Origin of the sequence: Ferdinandcohnia jepli (assembly GCF_047246645.1) — a bacterium.
In the GTDB taxonomy this organism is placed as follows: Bacteria; Bacillota; Bacilli; order Bacillales; family Bacillaceae_L; genus Ferdinandcohnia.
In genome coordinates this window covers 193828-214454 of sequence record NZ_JBFOKR010000002.1, presented here as the reverse complement: position 1 = coordinate 214454, position 20627 = coordinate 193828, and the positions used below count along the sequence as shown (strand labels likewise).

At 35.5% G+C, this 20627-nt stretch carries 24 protein-coding genes; 19 read left to right on the top strand and 5 right to left on the bottom strand.

Annotated features, from left to right (window positions below):
• Positions 1-94: 94 nt before the first annotated feature.
• The 19 genes from AB3M96_RS03060 (at position 95) to AB3M96_RS02970 (ending at position 14844) form a co-directional block, all read left to right on the top strand.
• The gene (locus AB3M96_RS03060) at positions 95-361 is read left to right on the top strand and encodes an IreB family regulatory phosphoprotein (protein WP_412966096.1); all 267 of its coding nucleotides are present in this window, start codon (positions 95-97) and stop codon (positions 359-361) included.
• Between the two features lie 5 nt (positions 362-366).
• Positions 367-783: a Holliday junction resolvase RuvX gene (gene ruvX, locus AB3M96_RS03055; protein WP_412966095.1), complete on the top strand. Its 417-nt coding sequence runs from the start codon at positions 367-369 to the stop codon at positions 781-783.
• Positions 784-796: 13 nt separating this feature from the next.
• Positions 797-1084 (top strand): DUF1292 domain-containing protein, encoded by a 288-nt coding sequence (locus AB3M96_RS03050; protein WP_412966094.1) that lies wholly within the window; start codon positions 797-799, stop codon positions 1082-1084.
• A gap of 311 nt (positions 1085-1395) precedes the next feature.
• Positions 1396-2532 carry an endolytic transglycosylase MltG gene (gene mltG, locus AB3M96_RS03045; RefSeq protein ID WP_412966093.1) on the top strand — a complete coding sequence of 379 codons (1137 nt, stop codon included), beginning with the start codon at positions 1396-1398 and terminating at the stop codon, positions 2530-2532.
• A 216-nt stretch (positions 2533-2748) separates the two neighbouring features.
• Entirely contained in the window at positions 2749-3393 is a 645-nt protein-coding gene (locus AB3M96_RS03040; RefSeq protein ID WP_412966092.1) for an O-methyltransferase, read from the top strand.
• Between the two features lies 1 nt (position 3394).
• Positions 3395-4324, top strand: coding sequence for a peptidase U32 family protein (locus AB3M96_RS03035; protein ID WP_412966091.1), 930 nt, complete (start codon positions 3395-3397; stop codon positions 4322-4324).
• A 21-nt stretch (positions 4325-4345) separates the two neighbouring features.
• A complete protein-coding gene (locus tag AB3M96_RS03030) occupies positions 4346-5623 on the top strand; it encodes a peptidase U32 family protein (protein WP_412966090.1) in 1278 nt (425 codons plus the stop codon).
• Position 5624: 1 nt separating this feature from the next.
• Positions 5625-6260: a uridine kinase gene (gene udk / locus AB3M96_RS03025; RefSeq protein WP_412966089.1), complete on the top strand. Its 636-nt coding sequence runs from the start codon at positions 5625-5627 to the stop codon at positions 6258-6260.
• 191 nt (positions 6261-6451) lie between these two features.
• Positions 6452-6928: a transcription elongation factor GreA gene (greA, locus tag AB3M96_RS03020; RefSeq protein ID WP_412966088.1), complete on the top strand. Its 477-nt coding sequence runs from the start codon at positions 6452-6454 to the stop codon at positions 6926-6928.
• 73 nt (positions 6929-7001) lie between these two features.
• The gene (locus AB3M96_RS03015; RefSeq protein ID WP_412966087.1) at positions 7002-8774 is read left to right on the top strand and encodes a peptidoglycan D,D-transpeptidase FtsI family protein; all 1773 of its coding nucleotides are present in this window, start codon (positions 7002-7004) and stop codon (positions 8772-8774) included.
• Positions 8775-8863: 89 nt separating this feature from the next.
• Positions 8864-9580 (top strand): YrrS family protein, encoded by a 717-nt coding sequence (locus AB3M96_RS03010; RefSeq protein WP_412966086.1) that lies wholly within the window; start codon positions 8864-8866, stop codon positions 9578-9580.
• A 158-nt stretch (positions 9581-9738) separates the two neighbouring features.
• A complete protein-coding gene (locus tag AB3M96_RS03005; RefSeq protein ID WP_412966085.1) occupies positions 9739-10410 on the top strand; it encodes a class I SAM-dependent DNA methyltransferase in 672 nt (223 codons plus the stop codon).
• Complete coding sequence (gene mtnN / locus AB3M96_RS03000) at positions 10407-11111, top strand: 5'-methylthioadenosine/S-adenosylhomocysteine nucleosidase (protein WP_412966084.1); 705 nt, start codon at positions 10407-10409, stop codon at positions 11109-11111. The genes AB3M96_RS03005 and mtnN overlap by 4 nt, the downstream gene beginning before the upstream one ends.
• Positions 11112-11126: 15 nt before the next feature.
• Complete coding sequence (locus tag AB3M96_RS02995) at positions 11127-12050, top strand: PLP-dependent cysteine synthase family protein (RefSeq protein WP_412966083.1); 924 nt, start codon at positions 11127-11129, stop codon at positions 12048-12050.
• Between the two features lie 2 nt (positions 12051-12052).
• On the top strand, positions 12053-13186 hold the full coding sequence (locus AB3M96_RS02990; protein ID WP_412966082.1) for a bifunctional cystathionine gamma-lyase/homocysteine desulfhydrase: 1134 nt from the start codon (positions 12053-12055) through the stop codon (positions 13184-13186).
• 571 nt (positions 13187-13757) lie between these two features.
• Positions 13758-14000: a YrhC family protein gene (locus AB3M96_RS02985; protein WP_412966081.1), complete on the top strand. Its 243-nt coding sequence runs from the start codon at positions 13758-13760 to the stop codon at positions 13998-14000.
• Positions 14001-14345: 345 nt separating this feature from the next.
• Positions 14346-14483, top strand: a complete 138-nt coding sequence (locus AB3M96_RS02980; protein WP_412966080.1) for a YrzI family small protein — start codon at positions 14346-14348, stop codon at positions 14481-14483.
• Between the two features lie 37 nt (positions 14484-14520).
• Complete coding sequence (locus AB3M96_RS02975; protein WP_412966079.1) at positions 14521-14661, top strand: YrzI family small protein; 141 nt, start codon at positions 14521-14523, stop codon at positions 14659-14661.
• Positions 14662-14703: 42 nt separating this feature from the next.
• Positions 14704-14844 (top strand): YrzI family small protein, encoded by a 141-nt coding sequence (locus tag AB3M96_RS02970; RefSeq protein WP_412966078.1) that lies wholly within the window; start codon positions 14704-14706, stop codon positions 14842-14844.
• 608 nt (positions 14845-15452) lie between these two features.
• Here the strand turns inward: AB3M96_RS02970 and sigK are convergent.
• The 5 genes from sigK to AB3M96_RS02945 all read right to left on the bottom strand — a co-directional run bounded on the left by sigK (position 15453) and on the right by AB3M96_RS02945 (position 20405).
• Complete coding sequence (sigK, locus tag AB3M96_RS02965; protein ID WP_412966077.1) at positions 15453-16166, bottom strand: RNA polymerase sporulation sigma factor SigK; 714 nt, start codon at positions 16164-16166, stop codon at positions 15453-15455.
• A 168-nt stretch (positions 16167-16334) separates the two neighbouring features.
• The gene (locus AB3M96_RS02960; protein ID WP_412966076.1) at positions 16335-16490 is read right to left on the bottom strand and encodes a hypothetical protein; all 156 of its coding nucleotides are present in this window, start codon (positions 16488-16490) and stop codon (positions 16335-16337) included.
• A 2-nt stretch (positions 16491-16492) separates the two neighbouring features.
• On the bottom strand, positions 16493-17749 hold the full coding sequence (locus tag AB3M96_RS02955) for a Ger(x)C family spore germination protein (protein ID WP_412966075.1): 1257 nt from the start codon (positions 17747-17749) through the stop codon (positions 16493-16495).
• Positions 17724-18842, bottom strand: a complete 1119-nt coding sequence (locus AB3M96_RS02950; protein WP_412966074.1) for a GerAB/ArcD/ProY family transporter — start codon at positions 18840-18842, stop codon at positions 17724-17726. Before AB3M96_RS02950 ends, AB3M96_RS02955 begins: the two co-directional genes overlap by 26 nt.
• A gap of 6 nt (positions 18843-18848) precedes the next feature.
• Positions 18849-20405: a spore germination protein gene (locus tag AB3M96_RS02945; RefSeq protein ID WP_412966073.1), complete on the bottom strand. Its 1557-nt coding sequence runs from the start codon at positions 20403-20405 to the stop codon at positions 18849-18851.
• Between the last annotated feature and the right edge of the window lie 222 nt (positions 20406-20627).

The following is a 20627-nucleotide window of genomic DNA, read 5'->3' as shown; positions in this document are numbered from 1 at the left end:
TAGTTTATATTTCGTTGTGATTGGTGTACAATGAATGGTAAGATTTACATGCACAGATTCATACAACAGAATCTGAGAGTGAGGTGCAATAACTTTGAGCTCATTTGATAAAACAATGAAATTTAATTTTCCTGAAGAACCAGTTGAAACAAATGTGAATGAAGTATTATTTACAGTCTATGATGCTCTTCAAGAAAAAGGATATAATCCAATTAACCAAATTGTTGGGTATTTATTATCTGGTGACCCTGCATACATTCCTCGTCATAGAGACGCAAGGAATATTATCCGCAAGCTTGAACGAGATGAAATAATCGAGGAGTTAGTGAAATCGTATTTAAAGATCCATCGTGAGGGGTAAACTAAATGAGGGTTCTTGGATTAGACGTCGGTTCTAAAACAATCGGTGTAGCTGTCTCCGATGAAATGGGCTGGACAGCTCAAGGAATCGAAACAATTAAAATTAATGAAGAGCGACAGCAGTTTGGGCTAGATCGGCTTGGTGAACTAATTGCTCAGTTCGAAGTTGACTCAGTAGTTATTGGTCTTCCAAAGAATATGAATGGTACAATTGGACCAAGAGGTGAGGCTAGCCAATACTTCGCTCAAATGGTTACAGAGAGATTCGGATTGCCTGTTGTTTTATGGGACGAGCGTCTATCAACTGTAGCAGCAGAAAGAGTACTTTTATCAGCTGATGTTAGTCGCAAAAAAAGAAAACAGGTTATCGATAAGATGGCTGCAGTCATGATTCTCCAAGGATATTTAGATAGTAAAAACTAAAGAGGTGTAATGAATGGAACATGGTGAAAAGCAAATAACAGTAGTTGATGAGCAAGGAAATGAACAACTTTGTGAAGTATTATTCACGTTTGAATCTGAAGAGTTTGGTAAGTCATATGTGTTATATTACCCATTAGGAAGCGATGAAAACGATGATGAAGAAATCGAGATTCATGCTTCAAGCTTCAATCCTTCAGAAGACGGAGAAGACGGTGAACTTCAACCAATCGAAACAGAAGAAGAATGGGATTTAATCGAAGAAATGCTTAACACTTTCTTAGATGAAGAGGAAGAAGAATAAGATTCTAGATTATTAGGGACTAATTGGTTGTCTATTGTAGATAATTGATTAGTCCTTTTTTGTGTTTGTGAAAGCTTTGAGCGTGTTGAGGACATGATAATAAAAAAAGAGTGAGGCGTATACCGCAAGGCGGTGATGCAAAATAACAAAGTACAAAGTAGTCAAAACATTTATAGGTACACATCAATTTACTCAAAATTATTAAACAAGGCAAAATCCAGCAAAAAAAATAGTGAATTCTTCCTATAATTGACGAAATTGATAAAAAAATGTAGTATAATATTTCGAGTGAGGGGAGGATTTAAAATTACATGTCAGATAAAGAATCTAACCAGAAATTGTATAAAGAAAAACTTCTAGAACGACATAGAGAGGCAAAAATGATACGTAAAATAGTGTTAGTCGCATTTATCATAATTTTATTAGCTATTTCCGGAGTCGTTGGTGGAGGTTATTTATATATTAAATCAGCTTTAGAGCCAGTAGACTCAACAAGCAATGAAAAGGTTGAGGTTACTATTCCGATTGGCTCATCACCAACAGCGATTGCAAGAATTTTAGAAGAAAACGGTATTGTTAAAAATGCTAAAGTATTTCGTTATTATACTAAATTTAAAAATGAATCTGGTTTTCAGGCGGGAGATTATACTTTCACTCCTTCCATGACGTTTGATGAAATAATAACAAGCTTAAAGTCAGGTATATTAATGGGTGAGGCAGCATTTAAATTAACTATTCCAGAAGGAAAGCAATTAGAACAAATTGCTATTATTATTGCTGAGAAAACTGGTCATACATCGGAAGATATTATGAAGAAGGTAGATGACCCCGCTTATATCGAAACCTTGATGGGCAAATATCCAGGTATTTTAACAACTGAGATTCTTCATGAAGATATAAAACATCCGCTTGAAGGCTATCTTTTCCCAGCTACTTATCCATTCTATGAGGAAAAGCCGTCTATCGAATTAATTGTCGAAACAATGCTTTCACAAACAGAGAAAATTCTAGCAAAATACCAAGGTGTAATGGATGAAAATGAAATTATTAATACACCTCATAAACTATTAACGATGGCATCATTAATTGAAGAAGAAGCAACGGCTCAGACAGATCGTGAGCTAATCTCGAGTGTTTTTTATAACCGACTTAAGATTGATATGCCATTACAAACCGATCCAACCGTTTTATATGCACTTGGAGAACATCAAGATCGAGTACTATATGAAGACCTAGAGGTTAACCATCCTTTCAATACTTATAAGATTAAAGGGTTAACACCTGGACCGATTGCGAATGCTGGTGAAGTTTCAATATCTGCAGCCCTCAATCCAACTGAGACTAATTATCTGTATTTCCTTGCAACTCCTGAAGGCGAAGTGCTTTATTCTGAAACGTTGGATGAGCATAATGTGAAGAAGGCAGAGCATATTACAAATCAAGACTAGTACGCAGGTATGTTTGTGATAGAAAATGTAAATCATTTTACAGTAAGGGGACCTAATTTTACTATTAGCGTTCCCTTATTCTTTATGGTAAAATATATCGAGTTGGAAACTGAAAATCTTTTAGAAAATTGTCGGATTGAACAATTTCTTTTAACAAACTAACAACCAAAATTTCCTACACTTACATTACCACCATACTGAATGGAGGTTTTTTTCTTGTTATCAGACAAGCTTACAGAATACCTAGAAGCCCTTATACCAGCGAGGGAACAAAAGATAGTAGAAATAGAACAGTACGCAATAGAAAACAATATACCTATAATGGAGCTTGTTGGAATCGATACCATGCTTCAAATTTTGCGAATTGCGCAGCCTAAAAGAATTCTAGAGATAGGTACAGCCATTGGATATTCTGCTATCCGTATGGCGAAAGCACTACCTGATGCTAAAATAGTAACGATTGAACGCGATCAGGAACGGTTTGAAAAAGCGATTCAATACATTAATGAAACTGGAACTAATTCACAGATTGAAGTGATCTTTGGGGATGCACTTGAGGTTGCAGATATAGTAAAAGCCAAAGGTATTTATGACTGCATTTTTATTGATGCTGCAAAAGGTCAGTATCGACATTTTTTTGACATTTATGAAAAAGCACTTTCAAACAGTGGTTTAATTGTAACAGATAATGTATTGTTTAAAGGTCTCGTTGCAGAGGATCAAATTGAAAGTAAACGGACTCGCAGCTTAGTTTCAAAAATTAAAATGTATAACGAGTGGCTGATGTCTCATCCTGATTATCAAACAACGATACTGCCAGTTGGCGATGGTATAGCAATTAGTAAACAAAGAGGTGTTTAAGTTGAAAAAACCAGAACTTCTAGTAACTCCTACCCGTGTAGAAGATATAGAACCTTTAATTAAAGCAGGTGCTACAGCATTTGTTATTGGAGAGCAAAGATTTGGCCTACGTCTTGCTGGAGAATTCACGAGAGAAGATATTAAAAAGTCAGTAGAAATTGCTCACCAAAGTGGTGCTAAAATCTATGTAGCTATGAATGCGTTATTTCATAACGAAAAAATAGAGGATCTATCGGATTATGTAGCATTTTTAAAAGACCATGATGTAGATGCTATTATTTTTGGTGATCCTGCCGTCCTTATGACAGTTCGTGAAGTTGCACCTTCCATGAAGCTTCATTGGAATACAGAAACCACAGCAACAAATTGGTATACATGTAATTATTGGGGTCGTAAAGGTGCAAAGCGGGCTGTGTTAGCTCGAGAATTAAATATGGATGCGATTGTTGAAATAAAAGAAAATGCGGAAGTTGAAATCGAAGTACAAGTGCATGGTATGACTGCTATGTTTCAGTCAAAGCGGTCACTAATTGGTAACTATTTTGAATATCAGGGCAAGGTAATGGAAATTGAAAATCGCAAGATAGAAAAAGATATGTTCTTGTTTGATAAGGAACGAAACAACAAATACCCAATATTTGAAGATGAAAATGGAACTCATATTATGAGTCCAAACGATATTTGTATTGTCGATGAGCTAGAGGAAATGATTGATGCAGGGATTGATAGTTTTAAAATTGACGGTGTTTTAAAATCCCCAGAATATATGATTGAAGTTACTAAGATATATCGAAAAGCAATTGATTTGTGTGTTGAAAATCGTGGGGAATATGAAGATATCAAGGATGAGTTATTAGAGCAGCTTGAAGAACTACAACCAGTAAACCGATCACTAGACACTGGATTCTTCTTCAAGGAAACTGTTTATTAGTAATAAGAGGAGGATACGATGATGACATCAGCGGTTGTAAGAGAACCAATTTCTAAAATTATCGATGGTAAGCGTGTAATTGTAAAAAAACCAGAATTACTCGCACCGGCTGGGAACTTAGAAAAACTAAAAATTGCTGTACATTATGGTGCAGATGCGGTATTTATCGGTGGTCAGGAATACGGCTTGCGTTCAAACGCTGACAACTTTACGCATGAGGAAATGGCAGAAGGTGTTGAATTTGCAAACAAATATGGTGCGAAAATTTATGTAACCACCAATATATTTGCTCATAATGAAAACATGGACGGCTTAGATGAATATTTAATAGAGTTAGAAAAAGCAGGTGTAACAGGGATTATTGTTGCTGACCCATTGATTATCGAAACTTGTAAAAGAGTAGCTCCTAAGCTAGAAGTTCACCTAAGTACTCAGCAATCACTCTCAAATTGGAAAGCAGTCCAGTTTTGGAAAGAAGAAGGTCTTGAACGTGTTGTTTTGGCCCGTGAAACTAGCGCTGAAGAAATTCAAGAAATGAAAGAAAAAGTGGATATTGAGATTGAAACATTTATTCATGGGGCAATGTGTATAGCTTATTCTGGAAGATGTACACTAAGTAATCATATGACCGCACGTGATTCAAACCGTGGTGGCTGCTGCCAGTCATGCAGATGGGATTATGATCTATTCCAATTAGATGAAAAAAACAATGAAATTGCATTGTTTGATGATGAAGATTCACCTTTCGCAATGAGCCCAAAAGATTTGAAACTCATTGAATCCATCCCTAGAATGATAGAAATTGGAATCGATAGCCTGAAAATCGAAGGTAGAATGAAATCAATTCACTATATCGCTACTGTTGTAAGTGTATATCGAAAAGTAATTGATGCTTACTGTGCAGACCCAGATAATTTTGTAATTAAAAATGAATGGCTTGAAGAACTCGATAAATGTGCAAATCGTGATACTGCTCCAGCTTTCTTTGAAGGTGTGCCAGGGGTTAACGAACAAATGTTCGGTACACATAGTAAAAAAACAACTTATGATTTTGCTGGACTAGTGTTAGACTATGATAGTGAATCAGGAATTGTAACTCTACAACAGCGTAATTTCTTCAAAAAGGGAGACCAAGTAGAATTCTTTGGTCCAGAAATTGAAAACTTTACACAAACAATAGATATTATTTGGGATGAGGACGGTCAAGAAATAGAGGCAGCAAGGCATCCGCTCCAAATTGTATCATTCAAAGTGGATAAGCCTGTTTATGCAAACAACATGATGCGAAAGGGGAACTAAAATGAGCAAGAAGCCAATTGTAATTGGCATTGCTGGAGGGTCAGGGTCTGGTAAGACAAGCGTTTCAAAAGCGATTTACGAACATTTTAAAGGCCATTCCATTCTAATGCTTGAGCAAGACTCATATTACAAAGATCAAAGTCATATGCCTTTTGAAGAAAGGTTAAACACAAACTACGACCATCCATTAGCATTTGACAATGATTTGTTAATTGAACACATTGAAGATCTTCTTGATTATCAATGTATAAGTAAACCAGTTTATGACTATAAATTTCATACAAGGTCTTCTGATGTAGTTCAGGTTGATCCAAAGGACGTTATTATTTTAGAAGGTATTCTAGTTTTAGAGGATGAACGACTTCGCGACTTAATGGACATAAAGCTTTACGTTGATACAGATGCAGATATTCGTATCATTCGTAGAATGCTACGAGATATTAAGGACAGAGGACGTACCTTAGAATCAGTAATTGAACAATATGAAACGGTTGTAAGGCCAATGCATAACCAATTCATTGAACCAACTAAGCGATATGCTGATATTATCATACCTGAAGGCGGACAAAATCACGTTGCAATTGACTTAATGGTTACTAAGATACAAACAATTCTTGAACAAAATGTAATTTTGTAATAACATAACAGAGAAAAAGAATGTTATGCTAGTACAAATTAGTGAGAAAAGGAATGATAGTGGTTCCACTATCATTCCTTTCCTTACATAGAAAAAATTTGTAAGCTATCATAGAAAGGGCTTACATGTACTACATATAAATCATAGAGCAATCACAGGGGGATTGTAACGACTGAAGGAGTGAAGGGATTATGGCAGTAGAGAAAGTATTTCCGATGACACAAGAAGGTAAAGAAAAATTAGAACAAGAATTAGAACACTTAAAAACAGTTAAACGTAAAGAAGTAGTTGAACGTATAAAAATTGCAAGAAGTTTTGGTGACCTGTCTGAGAACTCTGAATATGATTCAGCAAAAGAGGAACAAGCATTTGTTGAAGGACGTATCACTACTCTTGAAAATATGATCCGCAATGCAAGAATTATTGAAGAAGATGCAGAAAGTGCTGGAAAAGTTTCGTTAGGAAAAACAGTAACTTTCATTGAACTTCCTGATGGTGAGGAAGAAACTTATACAATTGTTGGTAGTGCTGAGGCAGATCCATTTGAAGGCAAAATTTCAAATGATTCTCCAATTGCTAAAAGCTTACTCGGTAAACAAGTAGGCGATAAAGTAACGGTTCAAACTCCTGGTGGAGAAATGTTTGTAGAAATTACAAAAATCGATTAATTAAAAAATATACGTAACCGCACGTATAAACCGCGTAACACCTCGTCGAAACTGTTGACGAGGTGTTTTTTCTATGGTGATTAAAAAAAGGGCATTAACCATTCTGGTAATTATTTTACTTATTTTAACGGGCTTAATGGGAAGACTCATGCAGCTGCAGTTAATAAGTACCGAGTCTTTTACAGAACGAAACGTGAATTTACTTAAGGCTAGTGTTTCCCAAAGAACACAAGAGCTTGTCATTGACCAAGGAAGAGGAAGGTTTATTGACCGTAATAAAAAGGCGATAACCCATGAGTATTATCCGTCGCTTGTACTATTTCCTTTTTTGAAAAATACTGATTGGCCAAAAGAAGAGGTAGCCAATATTATAAATGTTGCTCCACATGAACTTGAAAGCCAGCTTAACGATTCAAAAAAGCCTGTTATAGTAGGTAGAGATAAACCCATAGAATTAACAGAAACACAAATGAATAAGATTAATGAGTTACAAATACCTGGTGTGTTTGCTGTTTACAGACAATATGAACTTGATAGTAAAATAGCTGATCATTTGATTGGGTTAATAAGAGAAAATGAAGAACTACTTTTAAAGCGTTATCCAGAAAAAGACTATCTTGCAAAAAATACGAAAGTTGGAATTACTGGATTACAATCAACTTTTGATGAATTCTTATTACCTGAAGGTGAAGCAAAGCTTCTATATCATGTTGCAGGGGATGGAGGACCACTGTTTGGTATTGATGTGAAATATACAGCCCCAGCTAACCCGTTTTATCCAGTTGCAATACAAACTACCTTAGATAAGGACCTTCAGATATTAGCTGAAGAAGTTCTTGATAATCATAAGATGAAAAAAGGTGGACTAGTTTTATTAGATATACAAACGAATGATGTATTGGCGATGGTTAGTAAACCGGATATGAATTATTCTAATCCCTTTGAAGATGGTTCAGCCGATAACCAAATGATAGTACCTCAATTTCCAGGCTCTGTTTTTAAAACAGTTGTTGCAGCAGCGGCAATTGAACAAAATCAAATTAATAATGACCGAAGCTTTAATTGTGATTTAGATTTATATGGAGAAGGGCCTGCTGAATATCAGCATGGAATGCTTAATTTTTATGAGAGCTTTGCAAAAAGCTGTAATAATACCTTTGCTACGATAGCACAGGAGCTATTGCAACAGGACAAAGGAAGTATTGAAAAATATGCAGAAATGCTCGGTTTATTAGGTCCAGTTGGGTGGCATGGGGATGTATTTCGGTTTGAAGATTTTAAGCAACTCCCTAATGAGTTCAATGGCAGAGTTTGGGTGGATGAAAAAGATAAAAATGTCCCAAAGGCAATCGCTCAAACTGCAATTGGTCAAAAAGATGTAAGAGTAACACCACTTGCAATTGCCAACATGATGGCAACCATTGCTAGAGGCGGCGATAAAAAACAGGTGAAAACAGTGAATCAAGTTCTTTATAAAAATGGAACTACTTTATTCTCTTTCCCTGAACAAGATATGCAAGGTAAAGAAATTGCATCATATACAGCAAGTAAACTTCAAGAGTTGCTGAGAGGGGTTGTAACATCGGGGTCAGGACAAAAATTTTCATCTCTCCCTTATGAAGTCGCAGGTAAAAGTGGGACAGCTGAAACTGGCAAAAAACAAGGGAATACTTCCCTGGTTAACAAATGGTTTGCTGGATATTTTCCGTTTTCAAATCCAAGGTACGCCTTAGTTGTTGTTGAGTTGGAGCAACCTGGAGCAACTTCAGTAACTAACCAGGTTTTTTATGATTATGTAGATGGTATCCATAAATTGGAACAGGAAAATGGTACTAAAAATGAATAAGCTGTAAGAAAATTCTTCAACCAAACTAAAACACATGCTAGAATAGGAAGATAGTATAACTAGTATTCATTGTTTTAGGAGGTTACACAATGGGATATGATTTAGACAAACTATATGAAGGACCTCGCTCTGAGAGAAGAAACAAAAGAAGAAAAGTAAATCGAGTTTTAAATATTTTAATCGTATTAGTTATTGTTTTAATTGTTTTCTTTGGTGGAAAACTTATCTTTGGTGATAAAAAAGTAGAAGAAACTGTTTCTTCAGAGAATCAAAAGCCTGAAGACGGAGGCTCAACTCCTGCCGAGACCGAGGCAGAAAAACCCGAGGATAAAGAAACTCCTTCAACAGATACAGAAGAGAAGCCAGTTGAGGAGCCTATAGAAGAAGAGGAAACACTTGAACCAGAATCCTCAGAGGATGCCGTTGTAACGGATGGGGATGCAGAATCAAATATTTCAAAATCAATTGTTAATCCTGCATGGCAACCAATAGGAACTGAACAATCTGAACCACATGTTATTTCTTATGATGAAGGCTCAGCCGATCGTGAGGAAATGGAGAGAGCTGCCAGCTATGCAACAGCAATAGACCGCTCTGATATGATTGTTTGGTGGTTAGGTAGAAATGGAGATAATTCTATTCACGCTACCGTTTCTTCTAAAACAAGTAAGCAAGTCTTTAAAGTTTATCTAGAATGGGTGCCAAACGAAGGATGGAAACCTGTGAAACTTGAAGAATTAAAAGAAAACGATAGTCCAGCCTATAAAAAGAGTAATCAAGATACAGATGAAGAAGATGACGATTAAAGACGTACAGCACAGAGGAATTTCCTCTGTGCTGTTTTGTATTTAGAACATCATTTTTTAATTGATTATATGAATGTTCTATGATAAATTAAGAACAGTTCATTTTATAATTCATACTATACAGATAGGAATAATATAATTTATGGAGTGTGAATAAGATGGGACGTGAATTTCTTGATGTCTTTGAAGGTTGGGCAGATACATATGACTCAACTGTAAACGGACACGATGAAGAGTATAAAGAAGTATTTGAACGTTATGATGACATTCTTAATGAAGTTGTTAGACGTTCAGGTCAGGTTGTACTTGAATTTGGAGTAGGAACTGGAAATCTAACAGAAAAACTGTTGTTAAATAATAAGTTTGTGTTTGGGGTTGAACCATCAAGGCCAATGCGTGAAATAGCCTTAGAAAAGCTAAAGAATAATACAATTAAGCTTGAAGATGGGGATTTCTTAGAGTTCAATAAACCTGAGAAACAGGCTGACACGATTGTTAGCACGTATGCATTTCACCACCTGAGTGATAGTGAAAAAGACCAGGCTTTCATGCAATATGGCATGTATCTTGAAAAAGGTGGTAAAATAGTGTTTGCGGATACAATGTTTGAGGATCAAAACTCATATAACATGACAGTGCAATCTGCAATAAAAAAAGGTTTCCTAAACTTAGCTAAAGATTTAGAAACGGAGTACTACACAACAATTGGTACTTTAAAAGAAATAGCCGAAAAGAACGGCTTTAAAGTGTCTTTTACACGTTTCAATCATTTTGTCTGGGTAATGGAGGCTATAAAACACACTAGTATGAAAGGTGATACATGCATATGAAAATAGCAATCATTGGAGCAATGGACGAGGAAGTAGCCATTCTACGAGAAAAAATCGAAAATAAACAAGAAACAACAATTGCAGGAAGTGTATTTTATACAGGTTCCCTAAATGGGCAAGAGGTTGTTTTACTAAAGTCAGGAATAGGAAAAGTTAATGCTGCGATTTCAACAACAATCTTACTGTTACAATTTAAACCCGATTATGTAATTAATACTGGATCAGCTGGTGGCCATTTGGAATCATTAAACGTTGGGGATATTGTAATCTCTTCTGACGTTCGACATCATGACGTCGATGTAACGGCCTTTAATTACGAATATGGTCAAGTCCCAGGCTTACCAGCAGCTTTCAAAGCAGATAGAAAGCTTGTAGAGCTTGCTGAAAAGAGTGCGGAAGGTATCTCAGATAAACAAGTAGTAACAGGTCTTATCGCAACAGGAGACTCTTTTATGAACGATCCTGTCCGAGTTTCGTTTGTTAGTGAAAAATTTGGTGACTTATATGCTGTTGAAATGGAAGCAGCTGCTGTTGCTCAAGTATGTCATCAATTTGGAGTGCCATTTGTAGTCATTCGCGCTTTATCAGATATTGCAGGTAAAGAATCAAATATATCTTTTGATCAGTTTTTAGAGACAGCAGCAATCAATTCTTCACACTTAGTTGAAAAAATGGTTGAACAAATTAAAACATCGTTATAATGGAGTGAAAGTAGTATGCAAGTGTTTGGAAGTGTCCATGAACTAATAGGGAACACACCGGTAGTTGAAATTACAAATTTTAAATTACCTGAAGAAGTTCGCTTATTTGCAAAGCTTGAGTTTTATAATCCAGGTGGAAGCATAAAGGACAGACTAGGTATTGAGTTATTACAGCATGCTCTAGATTCTGGACAGCTGACAGAGGGTGGAACAATCATCGAACCAACAGCTGGAAATACGGGAATTGGACTTGCACTTGCAGCAATTAACAGAAATATTAACGTCATATTATGTGTTCCGGAAAAGTTTTCGATAGAAAAGCAAACTTTGATGAAGGCATTAGGTGCAGTAGTCGTACATACTCCCACAAAAGATGGGATGAGTGGTGCGATTAAAAAGGCGAAGGAGCTTTTAAGCGAAATCCCGAATGCCTACTGCCCTCAGCAGTTTGCAAATCCTGTAAATCCAGAAACGTATTATAAAACCTTAGGTCCAGAGTTGTGGAAGCAGTTAGAGGGACAAATTGATATATTTGTAGCTGGTGCTGGAACAGGCGGGACTTTTATGGGAACTTCACGTTTCTTAAAGGAAAAAAAGGATACCATTAAGACTGTCATTGTTGAACCAGAAGGATCAATCTTAAACGGTGGAGAGGTTGGTTCTCATAGAACAGAAGGGATTGGGATGGAATTTATTCCTGAATACATGAATCCTTCTTTTTTTGACGCTATTTATACAATTAAAGACGATGATGCTTTTCTTCGCGTAAAAGAATTAGCTCAAAACGAAGGTCTGCTTGTAGGTAGCTCCTCTGGTGCAGCATTGCATGCGGCACTCATTGAAGCAGAAAAAGCAAAGCCGGGAACAAATATCGTCACGATTTTCCCTGATAGCAGTGAACGGTACTTAAGTAAAAAGATTTATGAAGGAGGTATGTGATAATGAAACGCAAAACAAAGTTAATTCACGGTGGTATTGGTGGAGATCCTCATACAGGAGCGGTAACAACTCCTATCTATCAAGTGAGTACCTACAAACAAGAAGGTATTGGTGGACACAAGGGCTTTGAATATTCACGAACAGGTAACCCAACAAGACATGCGCTTGAAGAGTTAATAAAGGATCTTGAGGAAGGCGAAAGAGGGTTTGCTTTTGGTTCCGGTATGGCAGCGATAACGGCTGTTATGATGCTTTTCAATAGTGGGGATCATGTTTTATTAACAGACGATGTATATGGTGGAACTTATCGCGTGATGACTAAGGTGTTAAATCGTTTAGGAATTGATTCTACTTTTATTGACACTAGCAATTTAGAAAACATTGAAAAAGAAATTCGTTCCAATACACGCGCTATTTATATAGAAACACCAACAAACCCATTATTAAAAATAACCGACATCAAAGGCGCTTCTCTAATTGCTAAGAAACACAATCTTTTAACAATCGTTGATAATACGTTCAGTACACCATATTGGCAAACTCCTATATCTTTAGGGGCAGATATTGTGCTTCATAGTGCTACAAAATATATTGGTGGACATAGCGATGTAGTTGCAGGACTGGTAGTTGTTAATACTAAAGAGCTTGGTGAAGAACTACATTTCGTGCAAAACTCTACAGGTGGAGTACTTGGACCACAGGATTCTTGGCTTCTAATTCGTGGTATACGAACACTAGGTATTCGTATGGAAGAGGTAGAAGAAAACACATTAAAAATTGTTGAGTACTTGCAGAAACATCCACAGGTAAAGAAGGTTTATTATCCTGGAATTGAGTCGCATCCTAATCATAGTATCGCTAAAGAACAAGCGAAAGGCTTTGGTGGTATGGTTTCGTTTGATGTTGGGAGTGAGGATAAAGCGGACCAATTATTAAATAAAGTAAAATATTTCACATTAGCAGAAAGCCTGGGGGCTGTTGAAAGTTTAATTTCACTCCCAGCAAAAATGACGCATGCTTCAATTCCACCAGCTCGTAGAGAAGAGTTAGGAATAACAGATGGTCTTGTGCGTATCTCAGTGGGATTAGAGGATATTGAAGATCTAATAGAGGATATCGAACAAGCGTTAAAATAAGAAGAAACCTTCCGATTCGGGAAGGTTTTTTTAGTGGGGAAGAAAAGTGCGAAACGTGCCCATTCGGGAAGGAAACCAAGAACGAGAAGATAAGAAAAGCATGAAGCGTACCCACTAAGGAAGGAATCCAGGAATGAGTGGGTAAGAATAGCTGAAAACGTACCCACTTAGAAAGGAAACTAAAAATGAGTGGGTAAGAATAGCTGAAAACGTACCCACTCAGAAAGGAAACTAAGAATGAGTGGGTAAGAATAGCTGAAAACGTACCCACTCAGGAAGGAAACAAGGAATGAGTGGGCAAGAAAGGCGGGAAATGTACCCACTCAGGAAGGAAACAAGGAATGAGTGGGTAAGAAAAACAGGAAACGTGCCCACTTAGAGAGAAAACCAGAAATGAGTGGGTAAGTATAGTGTGAGTGATTGTTCTTACAGAACATGATAGAATTAGGCAGGTTCTTCTACCATTGCATGTCTTTCTATTATCAAACTGGTGAAATTTACATTCAGATATTAGAAGTTTCTTATGTTATGATGAGATAGTAGTTTACTAATATGATAGGTGAGATGCTCTATGAATCATGACAAAGATGTAAAGACCCTTCGTAGTAAGATTGCAGACTACACAAATTTTGCATATATACTACTTGCGATAAGTACATTTTTATATATTGGTGTTATCATTCCTGAAGAGAGAGCACCATTTCAGATATATGCCTTAATGGGATTTACATTGGTATTATTGAGCGTTGCTTTTGTATTCTTTAAGGCAGCATTGAAGTATAAAAAACAAATGAATGAAATAGATGAACAGTAAAAAATCCTTCTCAATTTCTTGAGAGGGATTTTTTTTGAAATATATGTTTACATATACCGCTTAATTGGTTATAATTACCTTTGTAGGAAAAAATACGTAACAAGGAGGTCGAATCAAATGATTAAAGGATTTGCTTGCAAAGTAAATGAAACTTCATATGTAAAATTCTATTCGACCAAATTGGTGGATAATTTCTAATGCTTTATTAAAATTATTAATCATGCCACAGGTGGAATAGTCTGCCTGTGGCTTTATTATGCCCTTTTGCCACAGGAGAAGTCTGCCTGTGGTTTTTTGTGCCCATTTTTAAGAATGAAAATATTAACTTATAGGAGGTGACCAATCATGACTTTGCATTTATTATTTTTAACCATTTCAATAAATAAACGAGAAATGACAATCGAACATATTCAAAAGCGAAATGAACTTTCAAAAGTAATCGAAGAACAAAAACACCGTCAATTTTCTGTGTACCACATGTAGTAAAGAGGTAAAGCAATTTTGTAGGAGGTGAAAAACCATGACGATTAATTTATTCTTTTTAACTATTTCAATAGCAAAACAAGAACGTTCAATAGAAGAAGTTGAGCAACAGCAAAGAACAAATTTACGAATAGAGCAAATGAAGGAACGCCAGTATTTAACGTATCGCTCTTATTAAGAAGCAAAAAGGGGATAACGCTTATAGGAGGTGAAATTAATAATGACCATTAACTTATTCTTTATAACCATATCAATAGCAAAACGTGAGATGTCTATCAGAGAAATTGAACATCAACAAAGAACTAAAAAACTTCTTGAAGAAATGAAAGATCGTCAGTTCTCAATGTATCGTACATTTTAATTTAAAAACAAACCAAATGAAAGGTGGTAACTAAAATGATGAGAAAATTAATTTTAATTGCATGGCTATTTGTGGAGAAAGATTCCACCTAAAATAGAAATAGGAGGAGTTAAGGATGCTATCGATGCATATTCTATTATTTACAATTTTGTTTTCAAAGAAAAATAAATAATTCCATAAGAGTGCCTTTCGGGGTGCTCTTTTAGTTTGCCTTAATTTTGTCAATTTTCCTTAACAGAATGTTCAAAAGTGAACAAGTTTTTCAACGTTAATAAGTGATAAATTAAAAATAAGAAGAAAAACAATCTCTAATATGGAGGTAGATGTGAGATGTTCACAATTGTTATGGGACTTGTAGTAACTGCCGTAATTGGAATTATTATCGGAACAGAGGTTAGTGTTGAATTATAAAAATGTAAAGGGTGGATAGCTTAACTGGCAATCCACCCTTTATCTAAGTTAGAAAGGCTATTAAATTTTACCATAGCTAGGATGTCTAGCTCCAGCGCCTAGCCCCTCGAGGTCGCTTCACCCCTCCTGCGGCGGCAACAGCCTCCTCGTCAGGGTTCCAGCGCTTGTCGGGGCTGACCAAGGCGCTTGCGCTTTTCTTATGTCCTGCGCTTTTCTTTTTCAGCTCGATAAAACTCATGAAACATTTTCATTAAGGCGCGCTTTTCAATTCTGGAAACATAGCTTCTTGAGATGCCCAGCTCTTTTGCAATTTCGCGTTGTGTTTTTTCTTTCTTTAAATCTAGTCCAAACCTGCCAACAATTACTTCTTTTTCACGATCATCGAGAACATCAATATATTCCTTTATCTTTTCAAGTTCCATATTGAGTTGAATCGTTTCAATAACATCCTCTGATTCAGACTTTAATACATCAATTAGGCTTATCTCGTTTCCTTCTTTATCCTGACCAATTGGGTCGTGCAAAGATACATCCTTCTTTGTCTTTTTCAGTGCTCGTAAATGCATCAATATTTCATTTTCAATACATCTAGCAGCATATGTTGCAAGTTTTGTTCCTTTTCCCTGTGAGTAGCTTTCAATAGCTTTAATTAAACCGATTGTCCCTATCGAGATGAGGTCTTCCGTATCTTCGCCTGTATTCTCAAACTTTTTTACAATATGGGCGACTAGACGTAAATTATGTTCAATTAAAATATTTCGTGCCTGCTCATCACCCTCGGCTAGAAGCTGTAAGTATTTCCTTTCTTCGGAGGATGACAACGGTTGAGGAAAAGCATTGTTCTTTACATAGGATACTAAGAAAATTAGTTCCTTTACAAAATAACCTAGTGCTGCTAAAAGTCCTGACATGCGCTCACCTCCACATAACTAGTAGTGTATGTATGAAAACACTACCTTCTAGGCGTTTGCCTATTACTAAATGTTATGAGAAAGATTGGCTACATGTGTCTGTCCATAACGAAAAAACTAATTTTGTACTATTGAAAAATAAGCAAGAGAACGTATTGCTTTTTTGATTCATTTCAGGATTGAAAAGAATGGCATAACAACTATTGCGATTGCTAAGAAAAATATAGCAATTGCTCCTATTTTATTATCTTTCCACAACGACTTCGCAACACCAACTGTATATGAAATCATAATAATTAACATTACATAAATAAAAATTTTCATAATCAATCCCTTATCTTATCATGGCGTGGCAATTCAGTCTGTCTTCCGAATTCACCTAATGTAATATCAACTTTGACATTAACCTCAGCTTCCGGGTACGAGTTAAACCAATCATAATTTTCCCATTGAGGGATTGTGAGAAAGTGCCTCCGGGCAGACAAGGAAAAGCCAAAAGGTTGAGCTTTAAATTCTTCCTGAGTTTTCTTGACCAATTCTTTATATTTTTCTTCTATTCGCTCTTTAATTACTTGTTTGAGCTTATCCCTCTTATCCTTATGCTCTGCATAATTCACCATACTATGATCTGATAAAACTTCGACCTCTAGTGGTATTGTTACATCAATCTTAGGGGCTGGTTTTGAAACATCTACTTTTATTGTTGGATCAGCTTTTTCCTTTACCCTAATTGCTACTCGGGTGTGATCCATAAAAGGGTCAGGTACTGAACTAAAAAACTTAGACATTTGCATAGTTTTATTTAATGCTTGCACTAAACGCGTCTCTTCACCTGTCAATGTTCCAATCATTTGCCCTTCTTTAAATACAGCTGAGCCTAATATTTGAGAAGGATTAGTTTTTCCTTGTATTTTTATTTCACCAGCTAGAATATCATCTTCATTTTCCCGAAGTGGTGGATCTTCTTCGTGTTCTGCTGTTGCATAAATCGCAAGGAATAAATCAGCATCAGCTTCTGTTATCCGGAAGAAAACATTTAGTTCTGAACTAGGGGTTAATCCTATATTTTTTGTATTTTCAAGTATTAATTCGAAATATTCATGTAGTCTTGTTTCTAGGGTAGGCTTGTTTCTTTCAATAAATTTACTTGCATTTTCTTTCGTTACAACAAGCTTCGTATCGCGACGAATCTCACGATCTTTAGTAGCATCGTATATATACCTAATAAAATCCTTATCTCTTGCCACCTCTTCAGATACAATGATTACATCCAAAATATCATACGTAATAGTTTTAGCTATTACTGAGTTAGCCATATCTCTAGATGATATAAAACTAGAAGCTTCAAATGTAATAATCTCATGAGGAGGCTCATCAGTAGAGCCTCCTTGTTGGATAGAAGCAACTTCAGGATTTGAAATCAAGTAAGTTATCTTAAGTTTCCCTTCTTTCTCGGCTTTATCAATACCTATTCCAACTACATATGCTCTTTTGTCAATTTCATTTTGATCCCAACATCCTGTTAATGGGATAAAGATACCTGCTAAAAGTAAGATTTTAAGAAGATTTAGTAGGCTTTTCATTTTTAAAATCTCCTTTGAATTTTGCAATTACCCACATAATACAAGGTAAGAAAAGAAAAAGTAGGCTATGAAAGTGAATTAATGTATCTTTTATTTGATAGATAGTAAACGTTGGGGTTTCAGGAATCAATCCGACAATAACAGCTAATGTCCCAAAAATTGGAGTTAGGTTTTCAAATTTTTTAATATTAAAGATTCCACCAAAGAACAAAGAAATGATAAATAAATAAAAAGAAAATCGAATAAAAGCAGCTAGTAGCCATATCGGGAAGAAAAAGGTTTCAATATTTGTTAGAAAGCCTATACTAATCAAGCGAATAAGTTCATGATACGGATAATTAAGTGTCTGTAAAGGCTCATAGTCAAATAGACACAAAAAAACAATAAAAGATATACTCATCTCTATGGCTACTATTCCAAAAGCAAATAATGTTCCTTTTTTAAAATCAGAGGCAGAAGTTAAAAATGGTGCAATAAGCGCTATAAAAAGAAATTCCGCAAAAAAAGTAGTATGTGTTACACTTTGTTTAACTATGTCTAAAAGTCCTGTTCCGAAAAAAGGGAACATGAAAGATACAGTACTATTCCTCAAGGCTAAAATTAGTGCCAAAATAAGCGTTGCTTTGATGTAAAACAAAACTAACCACGACACAGTTCCTATGTGCTGTATTCCCTTTTTGGCACCATATGCACAAACTCCTATTAACACAATATAAATCATTACAGAAGGTGTATTCGTAAAATACATCGTGCCAATGATATCTACATAAATACCAGAATCAACTGTTATAGACGTAAATAAACCGGATAATAAAAATAAGGATAGAAAGTTTCCTAAATATTTACCAAATAAATGTATAATGATATCGTGTAGATTCTTTTTGTTCCCATAAGCACCTACAACTTTTAGTAGTAGTATCGTAGGAAGGAACAAGAAAACTGCAATAACCAGAGGTGCCATCCAATAAGCATTTCTAAGATGCTCAACTAAAATAGCAGGTGTATCATCGGATAACTTTACTCCAACTGTTAGTAAAATAATTGCAACATATTCTCTTATTCCAACCTTACCTTTTGTTTGGTCCTGCTCCATAGTTACCTAGTCCTCTGCTTTTTTTATAATATCCTTAGGCTTAACATATCCTGGTCTAAATCGCTCTTTTTTAATAAGCTGTCTCATAATTGTATCCTTTGCGGATATATATCTTGGTGACATTGGTGATAAATAAGGAACACCGAAGGATTTAGTTGATACAAGATAGAACAAAGCTGTGGTGAACAAAGCAGTCATACCATAAATACCAAATAATCCTGAGGCGAAAATAAAGATAAATCGGCTTATGCGAACTGCAAAGTTCATGCTAATATCACTTACTGTAAAGGAACAAACTCCTCCTAATGCCACTACAATAACTACAATGGGACTTACAATGTTTGCTTGTACAGCAGCCTGACCTAATATTAAAGCGCCTACAATTCCGATTGTCGGACCTATTGGTGCAGGGACGCGAAGTCCAGCCTCTCTAATTAATTCAAATGCAAATTCCATCATTAGTATTTCAATAAAAGAGGGAAAAGGAACTTTTTCACGTGTTGCCGAAATAGCTAATAATAAATCAGTAGGTACCATTTCAGCATGATAATTAGTAACAGAAACGTAAATAGCAGATCCAAAAATAGTAATAAAGATTGCTATTACTCTTAGTAGTCTTGTGAAATTACCATACATATAACGTAGATAATGATCTTCAGGATTGTGAATAAATGACCAAAAGGTTGCAGGAAGAATTAGCGATGACGGTGAATTATTCATTAATAAAATAATGTAGCCATCTTCAAGAAAGGATGCAGCCCTGTCTGGTCGTTCCGTAAACAAAATGCTGGGAAACATAGAATAAGGTCTTTCCTCGATATACTGCTCTAAGAGAGAAAGGTTTTGGATAGCATCTACATCGAGTGCGTTTACCCTTTCTTTTATGTTTTTTATTAATTTATCATTGGCTAAGTCTTTAATATACAGGATATATAAATCATTATGTGAACGCTTTGATATAGGTATTTGCTCTACAATTAAGTTTTCGCTTCGTATTTTTTTTCTGACTAAGGATATATTTGTTTCAACTTTCTCATTAAAAGATTCTTTAGGTCCTTTTATTACAACCTCATTTTCCGCTTTTTCTACTGAGCGTGCTTGAAAATTAGTAGTAGCAAATATATAGGCATTCTCGTCACCATCGATAAATAGAACAGAAGAACCGGAATTAATTCCCTGGACCGCCTCTGAAATCGTTTGAATAGCTTGTATAGATTGGATCGCGACAATATTCTCAATTGTTTTAGATCCGTCTTGATTTTCTAGCAGTGGCTTTATTACTTGACTATTAACGATTTGTGCGTCAATTATTGTTGAAATAAAGCAAAGTACTGCATTCTTATTTAATCCATTAATTGTAATGTTATGGAGTTTTACATCACTATTATCAGGAATTGAGTAGATTTCTTTTAATGTGGAAATATTCGAATCAAGTACTACATCAATATTTTGTTTTTTTCTTTCAATATCTTCTGTAGAAGACTGTTCTGGATAATTATCAGGGTTTGGCTTTTGTATATTTTTAAACTTCTGCATATACATTTGAAGTGGATTTTTGCGCATATTTACAGCTCCAGTGAGTTTTCCTTAGGACAAGTACTATTGATAAAAAAGGTTTACCTAAGTTTTCCACCAATAGTTGAAAATAATGCAAAACAGACAAAACTTTGGAAAATACAATTGTTTTTTCTAAATTGATAGAAATATTCTAAAAATGCTATTATAATAAAACTTATAAAATATTTAGGTAATCTAAATATTTTTTTAGCTTGTACATAACGAAAG

Bases quoted from the DNA above. Each gene is read 5' to 3' on its own strand.
- AB3M96_RS03050 (WP_412966094.1), top strand. From the start codon at position 797: ATGGAACATGGTGAAAAGCAAATAACAGTAGTTGATGAGCAAGGAAAT.
- mtnN (WP_412966084.1), top strand. From the start codon at position 10,407: ATGAAAATAGCAATCATTGGAGCAATGGACGAGGAAGTAGCCATTCTA.
- AB3M96_RS02955 (WP_412966075.1), bottom strand. From the start codon at position 17,749: ATGAAAAGCCTACTAAATCTTCTTAAAATCTTACTTTTAGCAGGTATC.
- AB3M96_RS03005 (WP_412966085.1), top strand. From the start codon at position 9,739: ATGGGACGTGAATTTCTTGATGTCTTTGAAGGTTGGGCAGATACATAT.
- AB3M96_RS03015 (WP_412966087.1), top strand. From the start codon at position 7,002: ATGGTGATTAAAAAAAGGGCATTAACCATTCTGGTAATTATTTTACTT.
- AB3M96_RS02985 (WP_412966081.1), top strand. From the start codon at position 13,758: ATGAATCATGACAAAGATGTAAAGACCCTTCGTAGTAAGATTGCAGAC.
- mltG (WP_412966093.1), top strand. From the start codon at position 1,396: ATGTCAGATAAAGAATCTAACCAGAAATTGTATAAAGAAAAACTTCTA.
- AB3M96_RS02980 (WP_412966080.1), top strand. From the start codon at position 14,346: ATGACTTTGCATTTATTATTTTTAACCATTTCAATAAATAAACGAGAA.
- ruvX (WP_412966095.1), top strand. From the start codon at position 367: ATGAGGGTTCTTGGATTAGACGTCGGTTCTAAAACAATCGGTGTAGCT.
- AB3M96_RS03030 (WP_412966090.1), top strand. From the start codon at position 4,346: ATGACATCAGCGGTTGTAAGAGAACCAATTTCTAAAATTATCGATGGT.
- AB3M96_RS02970 (WP_412966078.1), top strand. From the start codon at position 14,704: ATGACCATTAACTTATTCTTTATAACCATATCAATAGCAAAACGTGAG.
- AB3M96_RS03010 (WP_412966086.1), top strand. From the start codon at position 8,864: ATGGGATATGATTTAGACAAACTATATGAAGGACCTCGCTCTGAGAGA.
- AB3M96_RS02960 (WP_412966076.1), bottom strand. From the start codon at position 16,490: ATGAAAATTTTTATTTATGTAATGTTAATTATTATGATTTCATATACA.
- AB3M96_RS02945 (WP_412966073.1), bottom strand. From the start codon at position 20,405: ATGCGCAAAAATCCACTTCAAATGTATATGCAGAAGTTTAAAAATATA.
- greA (WP_412966088.1), top strand. From the start codon at position 6,452: ATGGCAGTAGAGAAAGTATTTCCGATGACACAAGAAGGTAAAGAAAAA.
- AB3M96_RS02990 (WP_412966082.1), top strand. From the start codon at position 12,053: ATGAAACGCAAAACAAAGTTAATTCACGGTGGTATTGGTGGAGATCCT.
- AB3M96_RS02975 (WP_412966079.1), top strand. From the start codon at position 14,521: ATGACGATTAATTTATTCTTTTTAACTATTTCAATAGCAAAACAAGAA.
- AB3M96_RS02950 (WP_412966074.1), bottom strand. From the start codon at position 18,842: ATGGAGCAGGACCAAACAAAAGGTAAGGTTGGAATAAGAGAATATGTT.
- udk (WP_412966089.1), top strand. From the start codon at position 5,625: ATGAGCAAGAAGCCAATTGTAATTGGCATTGCTGGAGGGTCAGGGTCT.
- AB3M96_RS02995 (WP_412966083.1), top strand. From the start codon at position 11,127: ATGCAAGTGTTTGGAAGTGTCCATGAACTAATAGGGAACACACCGGTA.
- sigK (WP_412966077.1), bottom strand. From the start codon at position 16,166: ATGTCAGGACTTTTAGCAGCACTAGGTTATTTTGTAAAGGAACTAATT.